General features: G+C 57.7%; 15 protein-coding genes. 8 read left to right on the top strand and 7 right to left on the bottom strand.

Features of this window, described 5'->3' with window-relative positions; translation table 11 throughout:
- Positions 1-61 precede the first annotated feature (61 nt).
- The 3 genes from AC0TNJ_RS17485 (at position 62) to AC0TNJ_RS17475 (ending at position 900) form a co-directional block, all read left to right on the top strand.
- The gene (locus AC0TNJ_RS17485) at positions 62-238 is read left to right on the top strand and encodes a hypothetical protein (protein WP_473771842.1); all 177 of its coding nucleotides are present in this window, start codon (positions 62-64) and stop codon (positions 236-238) included.
- 228 nt (positions 239-466) lie between these two features.
- A complete protein-coding gene (locus AC0TNJ_RS17480; RefSeq protein ID WP_473771841.1) occupies positions 467-667 on the top strand; it encodes a DUF4169 family protein in 201 nt (66 codons plus the stop codon).
- Positions 664-900, top strand: coding sequence for a ribbon-helix-helix domain-containing protein (locus AC0TNJ_RS17475; protein ID WP_122000439.1), 237 nt, complete (start codon positions 664-666; stop codon positions 898-900). The genes AC0TNJ_RS17480 and AC0TNJ_RS17475 overlap by 4 nt, the downstream gene beginning before the upstream one ends.
- On the opposite strand, the gene AC0TNJ_RS17470 is transcribed toward AC0TNJ_RS17475, so the two are convergent.
- The 3 genes from AC0TNJ_RS17470 to AC0TNJ_RS17460 all read right to left on the bottom strand — a co-directional run bounded on the left by AC0TNJ_RS17470 (position 891) and on the right by AC0TNJ_RS17460 (position 6,852).
- Entirely contained in the window at positions 891-4,724 is a 3,834-nt protein-coding gene (locus AC0TNJ_RS17470; protein ID WP_473771840.1) for an AsmA family protein, read from the bottom strand. The genes AC0TNJ_RS17475 and AC0TNJ_RS17470 overlap by 10 nt on opposite strands.
- A gap of 185 nt (positions 4,725-4,909) precedes the next feature.
- Positions 4,910-6,319 carry an FAD-binding oxidoreductase gene (locus AC0TNJ_RS17465; protein ID WP_473771839.1) on the bottom strand — a complete coding sequence of 470 codons (1,410 nt, stop codon included), beginning with the start codon at positions 6,317-6,319 and terminating at the stop codon, positions 4,910-4,912.
- Positions 6,320-6,342: 23 nt separating this feature from the next.
- Positions 6,343-6,852 (bottom strand): heme-degrading domain-containing protein, encoded by a 510-nt coding sequence (locus tag AC0TNJ_RS17460; RefSeq protein ID WP_122000436.1) that lies wholly within the window; start codon positions 6,850-6,852, stop codon positions 6,343-6,345.
- A gap of 128 nt (positions 6,853-6,980) precedes the next feature.
- Between AC0TNJ_RS17460 and AC0TNJ_RS17455 the strand changes: the two genes are divergently transcribed.
- Together AC0TNJ_RS17455 and AC0TNJ_RS17450 are read left to right on the top strand one after the other, a co-directional pair.
- Positions 6,981-8,057, top strand: coding sequence for a serine/threonine protein kinase (locus tag AC0TNJ_RS17455; RefSeq protein ID WP_122000435.1), 1,077 nt, complete (start codon positions 6,981-6,983; stop codon positions 8,055-8,057).
- 58 nt (positions 8,058-8,115) lie between these two features.
- On the top strand, positions 8,116-10,698 hold the full coding sequence (locus AC0TNJ_RS17450; RefSeq protein ID WP_122000434.1) for a UvrD-helicase domain-containing protein: 2,583 nt from the start codon (positions 8,116-8,118) through the stop codon (positions 10,696-10,698).
- Between the two features lie 33 nt (positions 10,699-10,731).
- On the opposite strand, the gene AC0TNJ_RS17445 is transcribed toward AC0TNJ_RS17450, so the two are convergent.
- The gene (locus AC0TNJ_RS17445; protein ID WP_122000542.1) at positions 10,732-11,229 is read right to left on the bottom strand and encodes a CreA family protein; all 498 of its coding nucleotides are present in this window, start codon (positions 11,227-11,229) and stop codon (positions 10,732-10,734) included.
- 68 nt (positions 11,230-11,297) lie between these two features.
- A complete protein-coding gene (locus AC0TNJ_RS17440; RefSeq protein WP_473771838.1) occupies positions 11,298-11,930 on the bottom strand; it encodes a DapH/DapD/GlmU-related protein in 633 nt (210 codons plus the stop codon).
- Positions 11,931-12,255: 325 nt separating this feature from the next.
- On the opposite strand from AC0TNJ_RS17440, the gene AC0TNJ_RS17435 reads away from it, so the two are divergent.
- Genes AC0TNJ_RS17435 through AC0TNJ_RS17425 form a run of 3 tightly spaced genes read left to right on the top strand, consistent with a single transcriptional unit; the run spans position 12,256 to position 15,620 of the window.
- Complete coding sequence (locus AC0TNJ_RS17435) at positions 12,256-12,846, top strand: SCO family protein (protein WP_122000432.1); 591 nt, start codon at positions 12,256-12,258, stop codon at positions 12,844-12,846.
- A 42-nt stretch (positions 12,847-12,888) separates the two neighbouring features.
- The gene (locus AC0TNJ_RS17430; protein ID WP_473771837.1) at positions 12,889-13,746 is read left to right on the top strand and encodes a 50S ribosomal protein L11 methyltransferase; all 858 of its coding nucleotides are present in this window, start codon (positions 12,889-12,891) and stop codon (positions 13,744-13,746) included.
- A gap of 47 nt (positions 13,747-13,793) precedes the next feature.
- The gene (locus AC0TNJ_RS17425; protein WP_473771836.1) at positions 13,794-15,620 is read left to right on the top strand and encodes an aminopeptidase P family protein; all 1,827 of its coding nucleotides are present in this window, start codon (positions 13,794-13,796) and stop codon (positions 15,618-15,620) included.
- Between the two features lie 8 nt (positions 15,621-15,628).
- Here AC0TNJ_RS17425 and AC0TNJ_RS17420 read toward each other — a convergent pair whose 3' ends face one another.
- Together AC0TNJ_RS17420 and AC0TNJ_RS17415 are read right to left on the bottom strand one after the other, a co-directional pair.
- Entirely contained in the window at positions 15,629-15,925 is a 297-nt protein-coding gene (locus AC0TNJ_RS17420) for an AzlD family protein (protein ID WP_121982162.1), read from the bottom strand.
- Positions 15,926-16,648 (bottom strand): AzlC family ABC transporter permease, encoded by a 723-nt coding sequence (locus AC0TNJ_RS17415; RefSeq protein WP_473771835.1) that lies wholly within the window; start codon positions 16,646-16,648, stop codon positions 15,926-15,928.
- Between the last annotated feature and the right edge of the window lie 5 nt (positions 16,649-16,653).

Genomic DNA, 16,653 nt, shown 5'->3' with positions numbered 1-16,653 from the left:
CGAAAACCAGGCAGGCGTTTTATACTCTGATCTGACGGCAACCAGTTCAGGATCAAGCTCGATGATTCGTATGATCGCTCAGGCAGTCTTGTGGATAAGCGGCATCGTTGCAGCCTTCTTTGTGGCGAAGGACGAACCGAATTTTCCTCTTCTGCAAATGACCGTGGGGCTTATACTTCTTGTCCTGGTCTCCCTCGCGATCTGGTGGTTCACCAATCCGAAGAATCCGCAGAAATAGTGCCAGCCTAATGCATGTCTTCCAAACGTGGGAACCGCCTTCACGGGAAATCAGTCCACTGGACCGATTTCTGATCCCTTACGATGGGATAAAGACATGCATGAAAACAAAAACTTAAAGCGTGTCATATGATTACGATAAAACGCGACACGCTTTAATACGCACTTGCGGAACTTGACCGAAACACGGTAATTTTTCGGAAGATCTTCAACGTCTCCGCATGGTTCCATGAGCGATATTGTCAACCTACGGCAGTTCAAAAAACAGAAAGCCCGCGCTGAAAAAGAGAAGCAGGCCGACCAGAACCGCGTTCTTTTCGGGCGTACGAAATCTGAAAAGAGTTTCACACAGGCAGAGATGACAAAAGCGCAGCGTTTTCTGGATCAGAACCGTCTGGAAAAAAGCGACACGCTGGACGAAACGAAGTGAATCCGTCAGGACGTTTACGCAAGCATTCCGTCAGCATTCGCGGCCACGCGACCAGCTATACGCTTGAAGACCCCTTCTTTGAATTGATCGAGCAAATTGCAGCCACCCGGAAGCTTTCTGTTGCAGCCTTGATTGCCGAAATCGATAGCGGCCGTGACAGGTCGATCAACCTGTCTTCCGCACTCAGACTTCATGTCCTCGACTGGCTGAAATCCAGAATAGCTCAAGGCTGAGGTGCTGGAGCAACCGGTGCCGGCTCCAGACTTTTCAGAAATTCGTTCAGAGATTGTCCACCCTCAGGCGATGTGAGGGGAGCATTCGTCCCTCCCGCGGGAGCGGCTTGCGGCTTCTGCGCCTCAAGCTGTTTCGCTTCCTCGGCTGCCTGCCGAGCCACTTCACGTCCCTTTGCTTCAGAGCGGCGCCTTGCCTCTTCCTCGCGCTGCAAGCGGTCGCGTTCCGCTTGAGTTGCCTCAAAAAGCCCGAGCTGGCGGCGAAGACGCTGCTTCTCCATGAGGCTGGCCTGCATGGATTCAACACGCTCCTGCTCGCGTTCAAGCGCACGCTGGGTCAGGAACTGGATCAGGGGCTGCTTGTCGAATGTCGCCTCCGGCGCGCTATAGATGCCACCAAGGGAAAAGGCCAGCTGCGGTGCGATGCCGGTTTCGGCGCCCTCATCGCTTTTGAACGTCAATGTACCGTTTCCGCCGATTGCGAGCGTCGACAGGTCGAATTGCAGATCGCTGAGAAGCGCTGCATTGCCATCGCTCAGATTGGCTGCTGTCATACGCGCCACACCGCCACTGACTGTAAAGTCAAATCGTGAATTACCCGACGCGAACCTACCCTGACCTGTGGCCCTGTCGGCAATACCGACAAATTGCCTGGAAGCGAGCTTGTCAGGATCAGAGGACTGATCGCCCGTCGCATCAGCTGCCGCGATCATCGCGGGCAATGCCGTTCCATCCAGGCCATTGACCACAAAATTCTCCACGTCGAAACTTGCGGTTCCCGCCAGCGATCCGACCAGCGTGGCAACGCTCTCGCCACTGCCATTCAGATTGACGGTGGCCTTTACGACACCGCCAAGCGGAACAACGCCGTTCTCCGGTCGATAAAAATCCTTAAGGTCAGCGCCGCTCCACTTCAATTCTGTCGAGAGAAGCGCATTCTTGTCGCTGTTGCTCAAAGAGACATTGCCGACGAGATACCCGCCTGCCCAATTGCCCGTCAGTTCGTTCAACTGAAGGCCGTCCATGGTCTTCACGAGCCGTGTTGAAAAATCCGTTGCAGTCCCGAAACCGTCCATATGCGCCTGGGCAACGTTGAGCTTCACATCCAGGAGCAACGGCAGGGACGAACGAACCGCAAATGCACCACGCGGCCAGATCGTCTTTGCGGTGGGCTTTGCCGGCTCGAACGCATCCTGTCCGAGCATGATCGCGGCAAGACTGTCGACCTCAAGCGTGGCGAGCTTTGCTTCGCCTTTGAGCTGCGGCAGGCCGCTATCGGCAAAATTAGCTTCCAGTCGCGCCGACACCTCTTCTCCGTCAAGCTTTCCCGCCAGATTGGGAAACCGCAAGATACCTTTCGCAAACTGGAAGTCGCTGGCAAGGTCCGCCGAAAGCCCCTCGCCAAATCCAGGCAGCGCAAAACCTGCCGTCGCGATAAAAGGTTGCAGATCAGCCGACCTCAGTTGAGCCTTGCCGCTGGCGGCAATGTCCCCGCCAACCAGCGAAATCACGCCGTCAGCCATGGCTGAACCGTCAGGCGCCGTCAGTTTGAGGAGTGTCCGCATACCTGCGCTCGGTGCGCCTTGCATGCTCAGATCTGCCGTAAGTTCACCCGCAAGCCCCAGCGGCAGGGCGGGCAAACCAATCAGTGCATGCACCGCTTCGCCTTGTTCCGATGTCGCGGTACCGTTCAATTGCATCTGCAACGGTTCGCTCTCACCTTCGCCACCGCTCGCCGTCCCCGACAGGTCCAGCTTCATCCCGCCTGTTTTGCCCGTCACGCTGAATGAAAATTCGCCGACACCGGGAGGATTTTTGACTTTCGCCTCGGCAGGACGGTCGCTCTTGCCTTTGGATGCAGGATTTTTTGCAGACCCCTTGGCCACTGGCACGGAAGGCGAAACCGCGTTGGCGATTACATTAATTTCGCTATCTTCGAACAATCCGGGGAAATTGGCTGCACGCATCGAAAGTGCGTGGAATAGCGGCAGTTGCGGATAGCGATTGGCCATCAGCGAGAGGAACCGCGAAAGATCAGCAGACAGAATGGTCGCGTCGAGCGAACCGGACGGCGTATTGGCAAAAGGCTCGTAAGTGCCCGTTGCAGTCAGTGTCGTGCTCGCCACATCTCCAATCATCAGCCGGTCGAAATCGAAGCGTCCGTCATGCAGCCTGAGCGCCATATCGACATTGCCAGCCTCCATGTCCTGATACCAGACTGGCCCCGCCTTGAATGCCAGGTTCAGCGACTGACCATCAAGCAGACCGAGGCCGTCACCGCTGGAGAAAAATCCTGTAAAGGCTTGCAGCGCTTCGCTTTCCACCGTGCCGCCATTGAGGGCGAGCGTGATCGCAGGCTGTGCCAGCCCCTTCACTTCGCGAACGAAAGAGCCTTTGAGCGTTGTCTTCCCCAAGGCGATTTCGAGATTATCGATCCGCTGCATCCCGTCGCGAAGCTCGACCTGTCCGGAGAAGCCCGCGCCGTCCAGCTTGCGCACGGAATCATCAACAGTCTCGTTAAGCCAGCTTGCGAGGCCCGAAGGCTGGCGCGAGGCCACAAGCATATCGCCCTTGAAGCCAAAATCCTTGCCAACAGAAAGCGTCCCTTTGGCTTCAACTTTGGTCCGCCCCGGAAGGTCGGCAGCAAACTGACGAATATTCCAGTTCTTTCCATCAGGTTCCGCGCTCACCGTCACCGAGCGTATCGTTGTTCCGCCCGCAATAACCGCTGGCAGGCGCAAGTCCACATTGCCGGGTATGGTTGGAATGGGCAGCTGCTCGAGAACCCTCTGCGCGATTGCAATACGGTCGGCTACCGGCATGGCAGAAGCGGCTTGATCTTCACTGACGGCTTCGTTCGGTCCCCAGAACAGCTGCTGCCCGTCGGCGCTGATTTCGAAACGCGGCTTGTCGCCGTAATCGATGAATGCCTTACCATTCACCACATAAGGATTGTCAGTGGGGCCCTGCTCCATGCGGAATTCGCTGGCATCGAAGCGGCTGCGATCCGCCTTGAATTTTCCGGTCACACGAAGGCCGCTGAAAAAGGGCGTTTCCGCCGGGGCTTTCTGATCCTTGCCTGTTCTAGCAACCACGTCGGAAGAGCGGAGCGAAAAGTCACCAGCATAATCGAGCCGACCTTCCGTCACGCTCACATCGCCATCGGTCTCAAACGAGGCCGGGATTGTCTCCGGCGAAATGCGTGCGCGCAGGCGCAGCGCCCCGTCCGGCTTCGCCTCGCCGCTTGCAAGGTCGACTGCCAGTTTTTCGCCTTGCAGAACGAGACTTCCGTTTGCCTGCCAAGGGCCTGCAAGACTGTTTGCGGAGATCACGGCGTTGAGTTCGGTAGCTGTGTGAGTGCGGCCGCTTGCCTCTTCACGGAGCGCAATGGTTCCATCCTTGACGGAAAGCCGCTCCAGCTTGATTTTCGTTGGATCAAGCGGTGTCGACGGACGAATTGCCCAATCCACCTTGCCGCTTTTGTCGAGCGAAATCGTCGCCTGCGGACGGTCGACCCGCATATCGAAAATCAGAAGCTGGCCGCGCAGGAACGGCATCAGCTCGGCATCCATCGAAAACGTATCGACGGTCATCACCGGATGAGCCGCATCAGCCCCGACACGCACGTCCGAGAATGCAACCGAGGGAAACGGCAGAAGGCGTGCGCTAACGTCACCGGCGACCTTGACGGGACGTCCAAGAACCCGGCTAGCCTCCCGTTCGAAATCGGCTCGATAGCCGCTCCAGTCAACAAAAGGCGGCACGACAAGTGCTGCCGTCAACAGCAGCACGAAAAGCCCGCCGACGATGACGAATATGCGGCCCAAGAACCAGCTCCGGTCAAACAGATTGCAAGTTAGCGTGAAACAAAGGGTGAATCACGCTGTCTTTATCTGCGCAACATAACGGCATCGATCCGGCGACAACAAGGCAAATTGCATCCCGGCCACGCCGATATGCACGCCTGCCTGAATCAAACTCTCGGCTAAGCCTCCCAAACGGCTGATTTGAATCACGAAATCAGTATTTTGCCGGGGTTCATGATGTTGTCGGGATCGAGCGCTTGTTTGATGGCGCGCATGTAGTCCGTCGCCTCGCCAAGCTCCATGGCCAGATACTTCATCTTGCCCTGCCCGATGCCATGCTCGCCGGTGCAGGTGCCCTCCATGGCAATGGCGCGCTTGGCGAGCCGATCCATGAAGGCTTCCGCCCGCTCCATTTCCGACGCATCGTCCGTATCGAGCAGCAAAAGAAGATGGAAATTACCATCCCCCACATGCCCGACGATCGGTGCAATAAGACCGGTCTCGGCAAGGTCCTTTTCCGTCTCGCCAATGCAGTCGGCAAGGCGCGAAATCGGCACACATACATCGGTCGAAACGCCTTTGCAGCCCGGCCTCAGCAGGAAGGATGCAAGATAGGCGTCGTGCCGCGCGCGCCAGAGCCTGTCGCGCTCCTCTGCGTCATGCGTCCACCGAAAATCGCCGCCGCCATTGCCCGCGGCGATTTCCCCGAACAGTTCCGCCTGCTCGGCAACGCCGCTTTCCGTGCCGTGGAATTCCACGAACAGATAGGGTTGCGCCTCGTAAGGCAGTTTGGAATGGAGGATCAGCGCCTGCATCTGAAGCGTGTTCACAAGCTCGATGCGTGCAACGGGAATGCCCATCTGGATTGTTTCGATCACCGTTCGGCACGCCGAATCCACATCCGGGAAAGGACAGATACCGCCGGAAATCGCCTGCGGAATTCCCTGCAATTTCAATGTCAGTTCGGTGATGATACCAAGTGTTCCCTCTGCCCCAACCAGCAATCTCGTGAGATCGTAGCCCGCGGCCGTCTTCTTCACGCGCTTGGAGGTCTCGATCAGGCGTCCGTCCGGCATCACGGCTTTCAACGCCAGCACGTTTTCGCGCATGGTCCCATAGCGCACCGCATTCGTACCGGAGGCACGCGTGGAAGCCATGCCGCCCAGCGTGGCATTGGCGCCCGGATCGATGGGGAAAAACAGCCCGGTATCGCGCAGATATTCATTCAGTTCCCGACGTGTAACGCCTGGCTCCACCACGCAATCGAGATCTTCCGCATGCACGGCGATCACCCTGTTCATGCGCGTGAGATCGAGAGACACGCCGCCAGCGGGCGCGTTCACCTGCCCTTCGAGCGACGATCCCGCGCCAAAGGCGATAACCGGAACACGGTGCTCGGCACAAATGCGGACGACATCCTGCACTTCCTGCGCGGTCTCGGCGAAGATGACGATGTCGGGCGCCTGCGTCGGCACATAGGTGGTCGTATGACCGTGCTGCTCGCGGATAGCCTGACCGGTTTGCGCACGCTCACCGAAACGCTGCTTGAGAATATTTACCGCTGCTGCAATACCGTTCTCATTGCGGGCGAGCGCAACAACATTTTCAAGCGACATTGTTCATTCTCCGAAATTCATATTCAAACGGCAGGCAACGCCAATGCGACAGGGTCTTGTCCGAGATGCCCGGCAACTGCCCGGACAACCAGATTATGGTCCTCGCGCTGCGGCAGGCCGGATACGATTACGGCGCCGATCACGCCCGCTCCGCCGACGCGGATTGGAAATCCGCCGCCCGCCAGCGCGTAATCTTCCACATTCAATGCTTTATGGGGCGCGAACATGCGATCATCGCGATTCTGTTCCAGAACAAGGCGATAGGTCGAAGCGTGAAAGCGGCGCACGACATTGAACTTGCGGCGCAACCATTCCTGATTATCCACAGTGCTGCCAGCAGTCGTCGCATAAAACAATTGCCGGTCCCACAGGGAAATTTCAATGGCGATGCCGAGCTTTTCCTTCACGGCGATATCGCGAATGCGCGAGCCCAGCGCGAATGCTTCATTCTCGTCAAATGACGGAAAAATCAGCGCCTGCTCCTGTCGGATGATTTGCCCGATTGCCTGCTTGCTATCGTCGCTTTGCGCCATTTTCTGCTTTTCCCTGATGAGCTGCACGAAATTTGTGTGTTCCTTGTGCGCTTTCGATCACGGGATTGCAATAAGGGTTGTCCGCCATCAAACTTGATTGATCGGACGCAAGCGGCTAGTGGAGCCTTATGGTTCAGAACCCCAATATAGATGTGCCTCTGAAAGGCGACCAAATACCGGAATTTGTGGAAACCGCCGTATTCAAGCGCGACGTGTTTTCCGAAACGCATGCCGGCTATTTCGCAGGCGATCCCGATACCCGCATTATCCGTCGCGTCGTGAGCGCTGCTCCGTGGTGGTCGAGGCCGCTCGCCTGGATACTGGCACGGCGCGAAATTCGCGGTCTCAAGACCGTGCGCGGCATCGAAGGCGTCCCGCAGCTCCTCGCCACTGACAAGGACGGGCTTTATCGATCCTGGACGGAGGGGACGCCGCTGCACCTTGCACGCCCGTCCGATCCGAAATGGTATCGCACCGCACATCGCATCCTCCGCGACATGCGTCGCCTCGGTGTGACCCACAACGATCTCGCCAAGCCGCAGAACTGGCTGATGACGCCTGAAGGCGAAGCGGCGGTGATCGATTTCCAGCTGGCGAGCGTTCATCGTCGTCGCGGCGCGCTCTATCGCCTGATGGCATATGAAGACTTCCGTCATCTGCTCAAGCAGAAGCGCGCCTTTGCAAAGGACCGGATGACGCCGACGGAAAAACGTATTCTGGCGCGCCGTTCCCTGCCGTCACGCATCTGGCTGGCGACAGGCAAGAAAGTCTACAACTTCATCACCCGTGGCATTTTCAGCTGGTCGGACGGTGAAGGCACGGGCGACAGGATCGACAATGAAGGGCCTGCAATTCAGGCCGCGCTCAAATCCGATCCGCGTGTGAGCGATGTGGCGCTTGCGCTCTATTCTCTGCCAGCCAAGGGCGTTGGCATCTATGCTTTCGTGGAAACCCTGAATGCCGACGAAAAGAGCCTGCGTGCCAGATTGAAAGGGCAGAAGGTTGAGCTGATCCAGCCGGTTGCCCATCTGCCCCGGCGCGCTGACGGGACCATCCGGGACGATATTCTGCGGCTGATCGCCATGAACCAGATGACGGAACTGGATGATCTGTTGCAGCGCGAACCCGAACTGCGCGGACTGGTTGAAGCGTTGGCCTCGCATCGCCTGAACTTTACGGATCGTCGCGTTACTCACTTGGAGTAGTCGAATATTTTAACCCTTTCGCTGGTCTTTCAGCCACGAATCATTACATTCGGGTCAAATGTCTGACTTTCCCGACGATATGCCGTTTTTCGGCGATGACGACGCTCCGGCAAGCCGCGCGCCTGCTCCCGGCAGCATTGCTGCACGTGCCATGGCTGCACGCAACCAGCAGCGTGGCGAACCCGATTACCTGAAAGGGCTGAACCCGGAACAGCGTCAGGCCGTGCTAACGACAGAGGGCCCGGTGCTGGTGCTGGCAGGTGCGGGCACAGGTAAGACACGCGTGCTCACCACGCGTATCGCGCACATTCTGACCACCGGCCTTGCCTATCCAAGCCAGATTCTCGCCGTGACCTTCACCAACAAGGCCGCGCGTGAAATGAAGGAGCGTATCGGTCATCTGGTCGGCGGTGCAGTGGAAGGCATGCCTTGGCTCGGCACGTTCCACTCGATCGGTGTCAAGCTTTTGCGGCGGCATGCGGAACTGGCAAATCTGACATCGGATTTCACGATCCTCGACACCGATGATGTAATCCGGCTTATCAAGCAACTCATCCAGGCCGAAGGGCTGGATGACAAGCGCTGGCCTGCCCGCACCTTCGCCAATATGATCGACGGGTGGAAGAACAAGGGATTCGGGCCATCGGATATTCCCGAAGGTGACGCGCGCTCATTCGGCAATGGTCGGGGGCGTGAACTGTATCAGGCCTATCAGGAACGCCTGCGCACATTGAACGCCTGCGATTTCGGCGATCTTCTGCTGCACCCGATCCGTATCTTCCGCAACCATCCCGATATCCTGCGCGAATATCACGCGAAGTTCCGCTACATTCTGGTGGACGAATATCAGGATACCAACACGGCGCAATATCTCTGGCTGCGCCTGCTGGCACAAAGACCGCGGCCAAGAAACACCGCACCTGATACCACCCAAGGCGGAAATGCGCCCATACAGCCCGCTAGGGCGTCCGAAGGCCCCCGCGGAGCCGGTGAGCGCAGCGAACTCGGCGTGAGCGAAAACAAAGTCAATCTGTGCTGCGTCGGCGACGACGATCAATCGATCTACGGCTGGCGCGGAGCGGAGGTGGACAATATTCTTCGCTTCGAAAAGGATTTTCCCGGCGCAGTCGTCATCAAGCTGGAGCGCAACTACCGCTCCACGGCCCATATCCTCGGCGCAGCCGCCCACCTGATCGCGCACAATGAGGGCCGTCTTGGCAAAACGCTGTTTACCGAGGCGCCCAATCCCAACGATCCGAAGGTAAAAGTTCACGCAGCATGGGATTCCGAAGAGGAAGCCCGTGCTGTCGGCGAAGCCATAGAGCAGGCCCAGCGTCAGGGGCATCTCCTCAACAACATGGCGATCCTCGTTCGCGCCTCCTTCCAGATGCGCGAGTTCGAAGACCGTTTCGTCACGCTTGGCCTCAATTACCGCGTCATTGGCGGTCCGCGCTTCTACGAGCGGCTCGAAATCCGCGATGCGATGGCCTATTTGCGCGTGGTGGCGCAACCGGCCGACGATCTGGCGTTGGAGCGCATCATCAACACGCCGAAGCGCGGTCTGGGCGAAGCCGCTATCCGGCAGGTGCATGATTATGCTCGCGCGCGCGATATTTCCATGTTCGCCGCCGCCTGCGACCTCATCGAAACCGAGGAATTGAAGCCGAAGCCACGCTCCGCGCTGCGCGAAGTGGTGGAGAATTTCCTGCGCTGGCAGTCGATGATCGACAACACGCCGCATACGGAGCTGGCCGAAACCATTCTGGATGAATCCGGCTACACTGCCATGTGGCAGAACGACAAATCGGCGGAAGCACCGGGCCGGCTTGAAAACCTCAAGGAACTCATCCGTTCCATGGAGGAATATGAAAGCCTGCGCGGTTTCCTTGAGCACGTCGCCCTTGTCATGGATGCCGAACAGAACGAGGATCTGGATGCCGTCAACATCATGACGCTGCATTCTGCCAAGGGCTTGGAGTTTGAAACGGTCTTCCTTCCCGGCTGGGAAGAAGGCCTGTTTCCGCACCAGCGCGCACTCGATGAAGGCGGTCGTTCCGGCCTTGAGGAAGAGCGCCGCCTCGCCTATGTCGGCGTGACGCGCGCCAAGAAGAACCTGCATATCTGGTTTGTTTCCAACCGGCGCATCCATGGCATGTGGCAATCGACCATCCCCTCCCGTTTTCTGGAGGAGTTGCCGGAAGCGCATGTGGAAGTGGCCGAACTGGAAGGTAATTACGGCGGTTATGGCGGTGGCTATGGACAGTCCCGCTTCGACAAGGCCGATCCGTTCCAGAACTCCTATTCGACGCCCGGCTGGCAGCGCGCGCAGCAGAACCGTTCCGATGCAACACGCAACAACTGGGGTTCACGCTCCGGCAGCCGCGTCGAGCGGATCGGCTATGGCGAGACAGACTCCGGCTTCGGTGCCGGGCGCGGCTCCGTGAAGGGCCGCACGATAGACGGCGAACTGGTGGCCAAGTCAGTCGCTGACAAGCCATCGGCCTTCAAGCTTGGCGACCGCGTGTTCCATATCAAGTTCGGCAACGGCACGATCTCGCTTATCGATGGCAACAAGCTGACCATCGATTTCGACAAGGCCGGACAAAAGCGCGTTCTCGATAGTTTCGTCCAGCCGATCTAAATTCCATCTTGATCAGAGATTGGGCAAGCCGGACTATTCCGGCTTGCCTTTTGCCCACGTGACATCACCCTTGTAAAGCGGCACGGTTGAAAGCGACGTCTTGGCTGAACCGTCCTGAACCTGCGTCGCATGGGCGAGATAAAGCAGCGTATTGTTTGTCTTGTCGTAAATGCGCGTGATGACAAGCTTCTTCCAGATCAGACTGGTGCGCTCGGAAAAAACCCGCTCTCCGCCCTTGCCAAGATCGATGTCACCGATGGTGATCGGCCCTGTCTGTTCGCACGAAATCGAAGCATTGGACGGGTCCTCAAACCAATTGCCCTTTTGCAGCCGGTCGATCATGCCGCGAGAAAACGACGCCAGATGGCAGGTTACGCCCTGCACCTTCGGGTCCTGCACCGCATCAATGACGATATCGTTTCCAAGCCAGTCAACGCCGACCTTGCCGACTTCCTCGGCGGGAGCCGCCGAAGCAGCAACGATCATCATGGGAGCAAGCATCAATCCGGCAAAACGCTTCAGTACGACCATCTTCCAGCCTCCAGAACTGTTGTGGCACGAAGGTGGGTGAACAATTACGGCTTTGCAAGGGCCGGAATTCAGCCGCCCCACTTTTCGAGAAAAGCTTCGATTTCAAGCGTCTGAATGTCCGGCACCGCTTCATAGAGCTTTTCCACCGGCCAGTTCCACCATTCCAGTGCAAGCAGCCGGTTTATGACTGCATTGTCGAACCTTTTGCGGATAAAATGGGCGGGAACACCACCGACCACATGATAAGGTGGCACATCCTTCGTTACCACCGCATTCGCGCCAATCACAGCGCCATGGCCAATCTGGACACCCGGTGTAATGACTGCACCGTGGCCGATCCATACATCATTGCCGATGACCACGCGCCGCTCCTGACGCCTTGCGCGGAACTCACCATCGACGCCAAGATAACGAAAATATTCATTTGGCCGGTAGCTGACCTTATGCGTCGTCAGCCGCTCCATCGGGTGTTCAAGCGCGTTGATGCGAACATTCGCAGCAATGGAGCAGAACTTGCCGATCTGCGCATAAATCCCCTCGCCGTTCCGCTCAAAATAGGTGAAATCACCGACCGTGACCTCACGCAGAATCACGCGTTCACCGATATCCGCATACCGCCCCAGCTTGACGGACTTCAACTGAGCCGTGGAATGTATGCGGGGTTCGCTGTTCTGGAAACGAAGATCATCCGACGATGTCATGAAAATTCACCCGAAGCACCGCAAAAAAACAGCCAAATCCTCAAAAATAACGACTTGTGCCGCTGCCATTTTATGACAGGCATATATGAGTTCTGACGCCCGCGAAAGACAAGGCAGACATTCTGCCAGTCTGATTTCCGTTGCTACGCGACAAATAGTCAAAAGTTTCAGAAATTATTGAAAACTGGGCAAATGACCGTACACTGCCGCCAGCTCTTCATGATGGCAGGATGCGGCTATATCGACGGTTCTGCAATGCATAAAGAAAAGATAGGTTGTTGAGCGGCGCAACAAGGCGCGTTCGGAAATTCAAGGCTGACTGGACATGAAAAAATTCCTGCCCATCTTCATCATCGCCTTTATCGTCGTCATTGTCGGCGCGGCGGGGCTCAATCTTTTCCGCGACAAGCAGGCGGCGAAAGAACCGTTTGGCGGTCCGCTCAACCTTGTCACCATGGACGGAAAGCCTTTCACCGAGAACGATCTGCGCGCCGCGCCGGCGGCCATCTTCTTCGGCTTCACTCACTGCCCGGATGTCTGCCCCACCACGCTCTATGAGCTGGATGGCTGGCTGAAGCAGCTTGGACCGGAAGCCGGGGATATCAAGGCTTATTTCATCACCGTCGACCCGGAGCGTGACACGCAGGAGGTCATGAAGACCTATGTCGGCAATGTTTCCGACCGCATTATCGGCGTCACCGGCACGCCGCAGAATATCGCCGATGTAGTCAAGTCCTACCATGTCTACGCCAAGAAGGTTCCGGGCGAGGATGGCGAATATACGATGGATCATACCGCATCGGTATTCCTGCTCGACAAGGGGGGCCGCTTCCGCAGCACAATCGCCTATCAGGAAAACCCGGATACGGCTCTGGAAAAGTTGAAGAATCTGGCCAAAGGCGCTGCAAAGAGCTAAGGAGAAACTCAAGAACGTTTCCAGCAGAGAGCTTTTTACTTCATGGCCCAGTCACGACTTTTCTTTTCGGCGGATAAGGCGGAAGCCGAGCGCGTCTACAACATTCTCGAACAGGCTTTCGAGGAAGACGGCTTCCCCATAGCAATTACCGAGATAGATGAAGACCGCCAGATTTTCGAGGTCTCTGTCTATGTCGAGGATGACGCCGAAGAGCTCGCCACGCGGATCGACGGGCTTGTTGGACAAGGTCTTTTCGCCACGGAGGAACTGCCTGATATCGACTGGGTCACACACTCTCTCGAAGGCCTGAAGCCGGTGCGGGCCGGACATTTCTTCGTCCATGGCTCGCACGACCGCGACAAGATTGAGGCGGGCGACATCCCCATCGAAATCGATGCGGGCCTTGCTTTCGGCACCGGCCACCACGGAACGACGGCGGGATGCCTCGAACTGATCGAGGAAACCGTCACCAGCGAACATCCGACCAATGCGCTCGACCTTGGCACCGGCAGCGCCGTTCTCGCCATTGCCATCGCCAAGCTCGCTCCCATTCCGGTGTTGGCGACTGATATCGATCCTGTCGCCGTCACCGTCGCCGCAGAAAATGCCGCCAAGAACGGCGTGGCGGAGCATATCGTGACAGCAACGGCGGAAGGCTTCGGTCACGCGATCTTCCGTTCCTACTCGCCTTTCGACCTGATCGTCGCCAACATTCTGGCCAATCCGCTGATCGAGCTTGCGCCCTCCCTCAAGCAACATCTGGCTTCGGGCGGTTCCATCATTCTTTCCGGAATACTTGACAGCCAGCACGATGCGGTGCTCGCTGCCTATCAGGCACAGGGACTGACCCACCAGAAAACGCTGCATCGCGAAGGCTGGGTGGCGATTCACCTGAAATAACAGGCCACATAAACCACGGCGCATTCCTGTTTTGAGCGAGTTACACAATGGCTTTTCAGAGTTTCGACGTCACCACAAATCCGGCCAATGGTGGCCCGCGCGTTGCAAAACTGCGCGCAAAAATGGCCGAGCTTGGTCTCGACGGTTTTCTGGTTCCTCGCGCCGACGAGCATCAGGGCGAATATGTTCCGCCCCATGCGCAGCGTCTTGCATGGCTGACCGGCTTCACCGGATCGGCAGGCGCGGCGCTCATCCTCAAGAACAGTGCCTATGTTTTCGTGGACGGACGCTATGAATTGCAGGTTCGGGTCCAGACGGACCCAAAAGTCTTTTCCTATGAAAGCCTCGTAACCAACCCGCCCGCTTCCTGGCTGGCAGACAACGGCAAGGGCCTGATCATCGGCTTCGATCCCTGGCTCCATACCATTTCCGAAGCGCGCAGCTTGCGCGAGGCGCTTGAAAAGCAAGGGGGCCAACTGGTTCCGGTCGAAATCAATCTGGTCGATGCCGTGTGGGACGATCAGCCGGAAGCGCCGACGGCCGAAGTCACGATCCAGCCAGCCCGTTTCGCAGGCCATGAGGCGGAAGACAAGATCAAGGAAATGCAGGCCGCCGTTGCCGCAAGCGGGGCCAGCGCGACGGTTCTCACCGATCCATCCTCGGTCGCGTGGGTATTCAATATCCGCGGCAAGGACGTTTCCAACACACCGCTTCCGCTAAGCTTTGCCATAATTCCTGCAGCGGGTGAGCCAGAGCTTTTCATCGATGAGCGCAAACTCGCCATCGAACCCCGCGCTTATCTGACCCAGCTTGCCAAGCTCTCGGCACCTGCCGATCTGGAAGGGCATCTCAGCGCCCGGGCCGCCAGGAATGAAGCCATTCTTCTCGACCCGATCCTCGCGGCAGAAAAGCTTCGCCTCATTGTCACCAGCGCAGGTGGCAGCGTGATCGAAGGCAAGGACCCTGCCCGCATCCCACGCGCAATCAAGAACAAGGCAGAGCTTGACGGCTCACGCGCAGCCCATGAACGCGATGGCGTGGCGATGGTCAATTTCCTGTCGTGGATCGACGCGCAGAAGCCCGGCTCGGTTGATGAAATCAGCGCAGCGCAGAAGCTGGAACAATCACGCGCCGAGGCCGGACGAGATTTCCAGATGCCGCTGGAAGACATATCCTTCGATACGATTTCCGGTGCGGGGCCAAATGGCGCGATCATCCATTATCGCGTCAATACCGACACCAACAGAACGCTTGAAGACGGCGAGCTTTATCTGGTCGATTCCGGCGCGCAATATCGCGACGGCACGACGGACATCACGCGCACCGTGCCCATCGGCAAGGTAACGCCAGAGACGATCAAGGCATTCACGCTCGTACTGAAAGGCGTGATCGCCATCACGACCGCCCGCTTCCCGAAAGGCACACGCGGGCAGGATATCGACGTTCTGGCGCGCATTGCCCTTTGGAAAAATGGTTTCGACTATGCGCACGGAACCGGCCACGGCGTCGGCTCCTACCTGTCGGTCCATGAAGGCCCGCAGAGCATCTCGAAAAAGGGCGCGCAGGAACTGCTGCCGGGCATGATCCTTTCCAATGAACCGGGCTATTACAAGCCGGGTTCTTTCGGCATCCGCATCGAAAACCTCATCATCGTCACCGAACCGGAAGTGCCGGAAGGCGGCGATATTCCGATGATGGGTTTCGAGACGCTGACATTCTGCCCTATCGACCGGCGCCTGATCGACAAATCGCTTCTCACTCAGGAAGAAATCGACTGGCTGAACAACTATCATGCCCGCGTGCGCGAGAAACTGGCAGGCCACCTCAAGGACGCTGAACGCCAGTGGCTCGAAGCGGCAACCGCGCCGCTTTGATAATGCCTTTACGCCGTGAAATGGCGTAGCGCGATCAAAAGCGCTACGCCCGCGAAGAACATGGTCATCAAGCTGAACCGCAGCGAAAGCACGATGCAAACCGCGAGTACCAGCAGTTCCCGCCAGCCGTGATCCGAAGCGGGCGCGGCCACAATGGCCGTCAGAACCGCTGCTGGCACGGCATTAAGCGCCGCTTCCACCCGATAATGCACACGGCTGAAGCGTGACAGGACCAGATGCCCGCCAATACGGGTGAGATAAGTGCAGAACGCGCCCGCGAGAATAATCCAGATCGTAGTGGACATTTACGCCTCCCCCTTGCGCGGCTTGGCAATAATCGCCGCAAGAACCACACCGCCCAACGCCCCCAATGTTACGTGCCAAGGCGAGCCAACCAGTTTGTAGGCCGTCACCGCGGAAATCGCGCTGACGATGACAACCGGCAGCCAGTTCTGCCGATGGCGGAAACTCATCACCATGCCGAGAAAATAGATGGGCAGCAGGAAGTCGATGCCAAAGGCATAGGGATCACTAATGAGATTGCCGAACAACCCGCCGATCAGCGCTTCCAGAACCCATGTCAGATAAAACGTCAGCCCTAGTGCCATATACCAGACGAAAGTGACCGGCTTTCCGGCTTCCGCCCGCTGTTCGACTTCCGCATACTGGATATCCACCAGAACGAAAAAGGCCAGCGCCTTCTGCCACAGCTTGAAGTGTCGGATACGCCGCCCCGTGGACGCCGAATAAAGTACGTGCCGGAAATTGACCGCGAAGATCGACATGACGATCATCCATGGCGCGATGCTCTGGCCGAAAAGATCGAGCCCGACCATCTGGCTGGCGCCTGCATAGATGACGGCACTCATGAAAACCGCTTCGGCAAGCGACAATCCGTTATCGACGGCAAGTGCGCCAAACAGCAGGCCAAAGGGCGCCCCGGCAACCACAAGCGGAAGTCCGCGCCGGACACCGTCAATGATATCGGCGCGCGCTGAAGCCCTTCCGGGCCGAAAAGTCTGGTTCACGAATA

This window comes from Ochrobactrum sp. PL_is483 (assembly GCF_055816855.1).
This window is presented reverse-complemented; position numbering and strand designations above follow the sequence as displayed.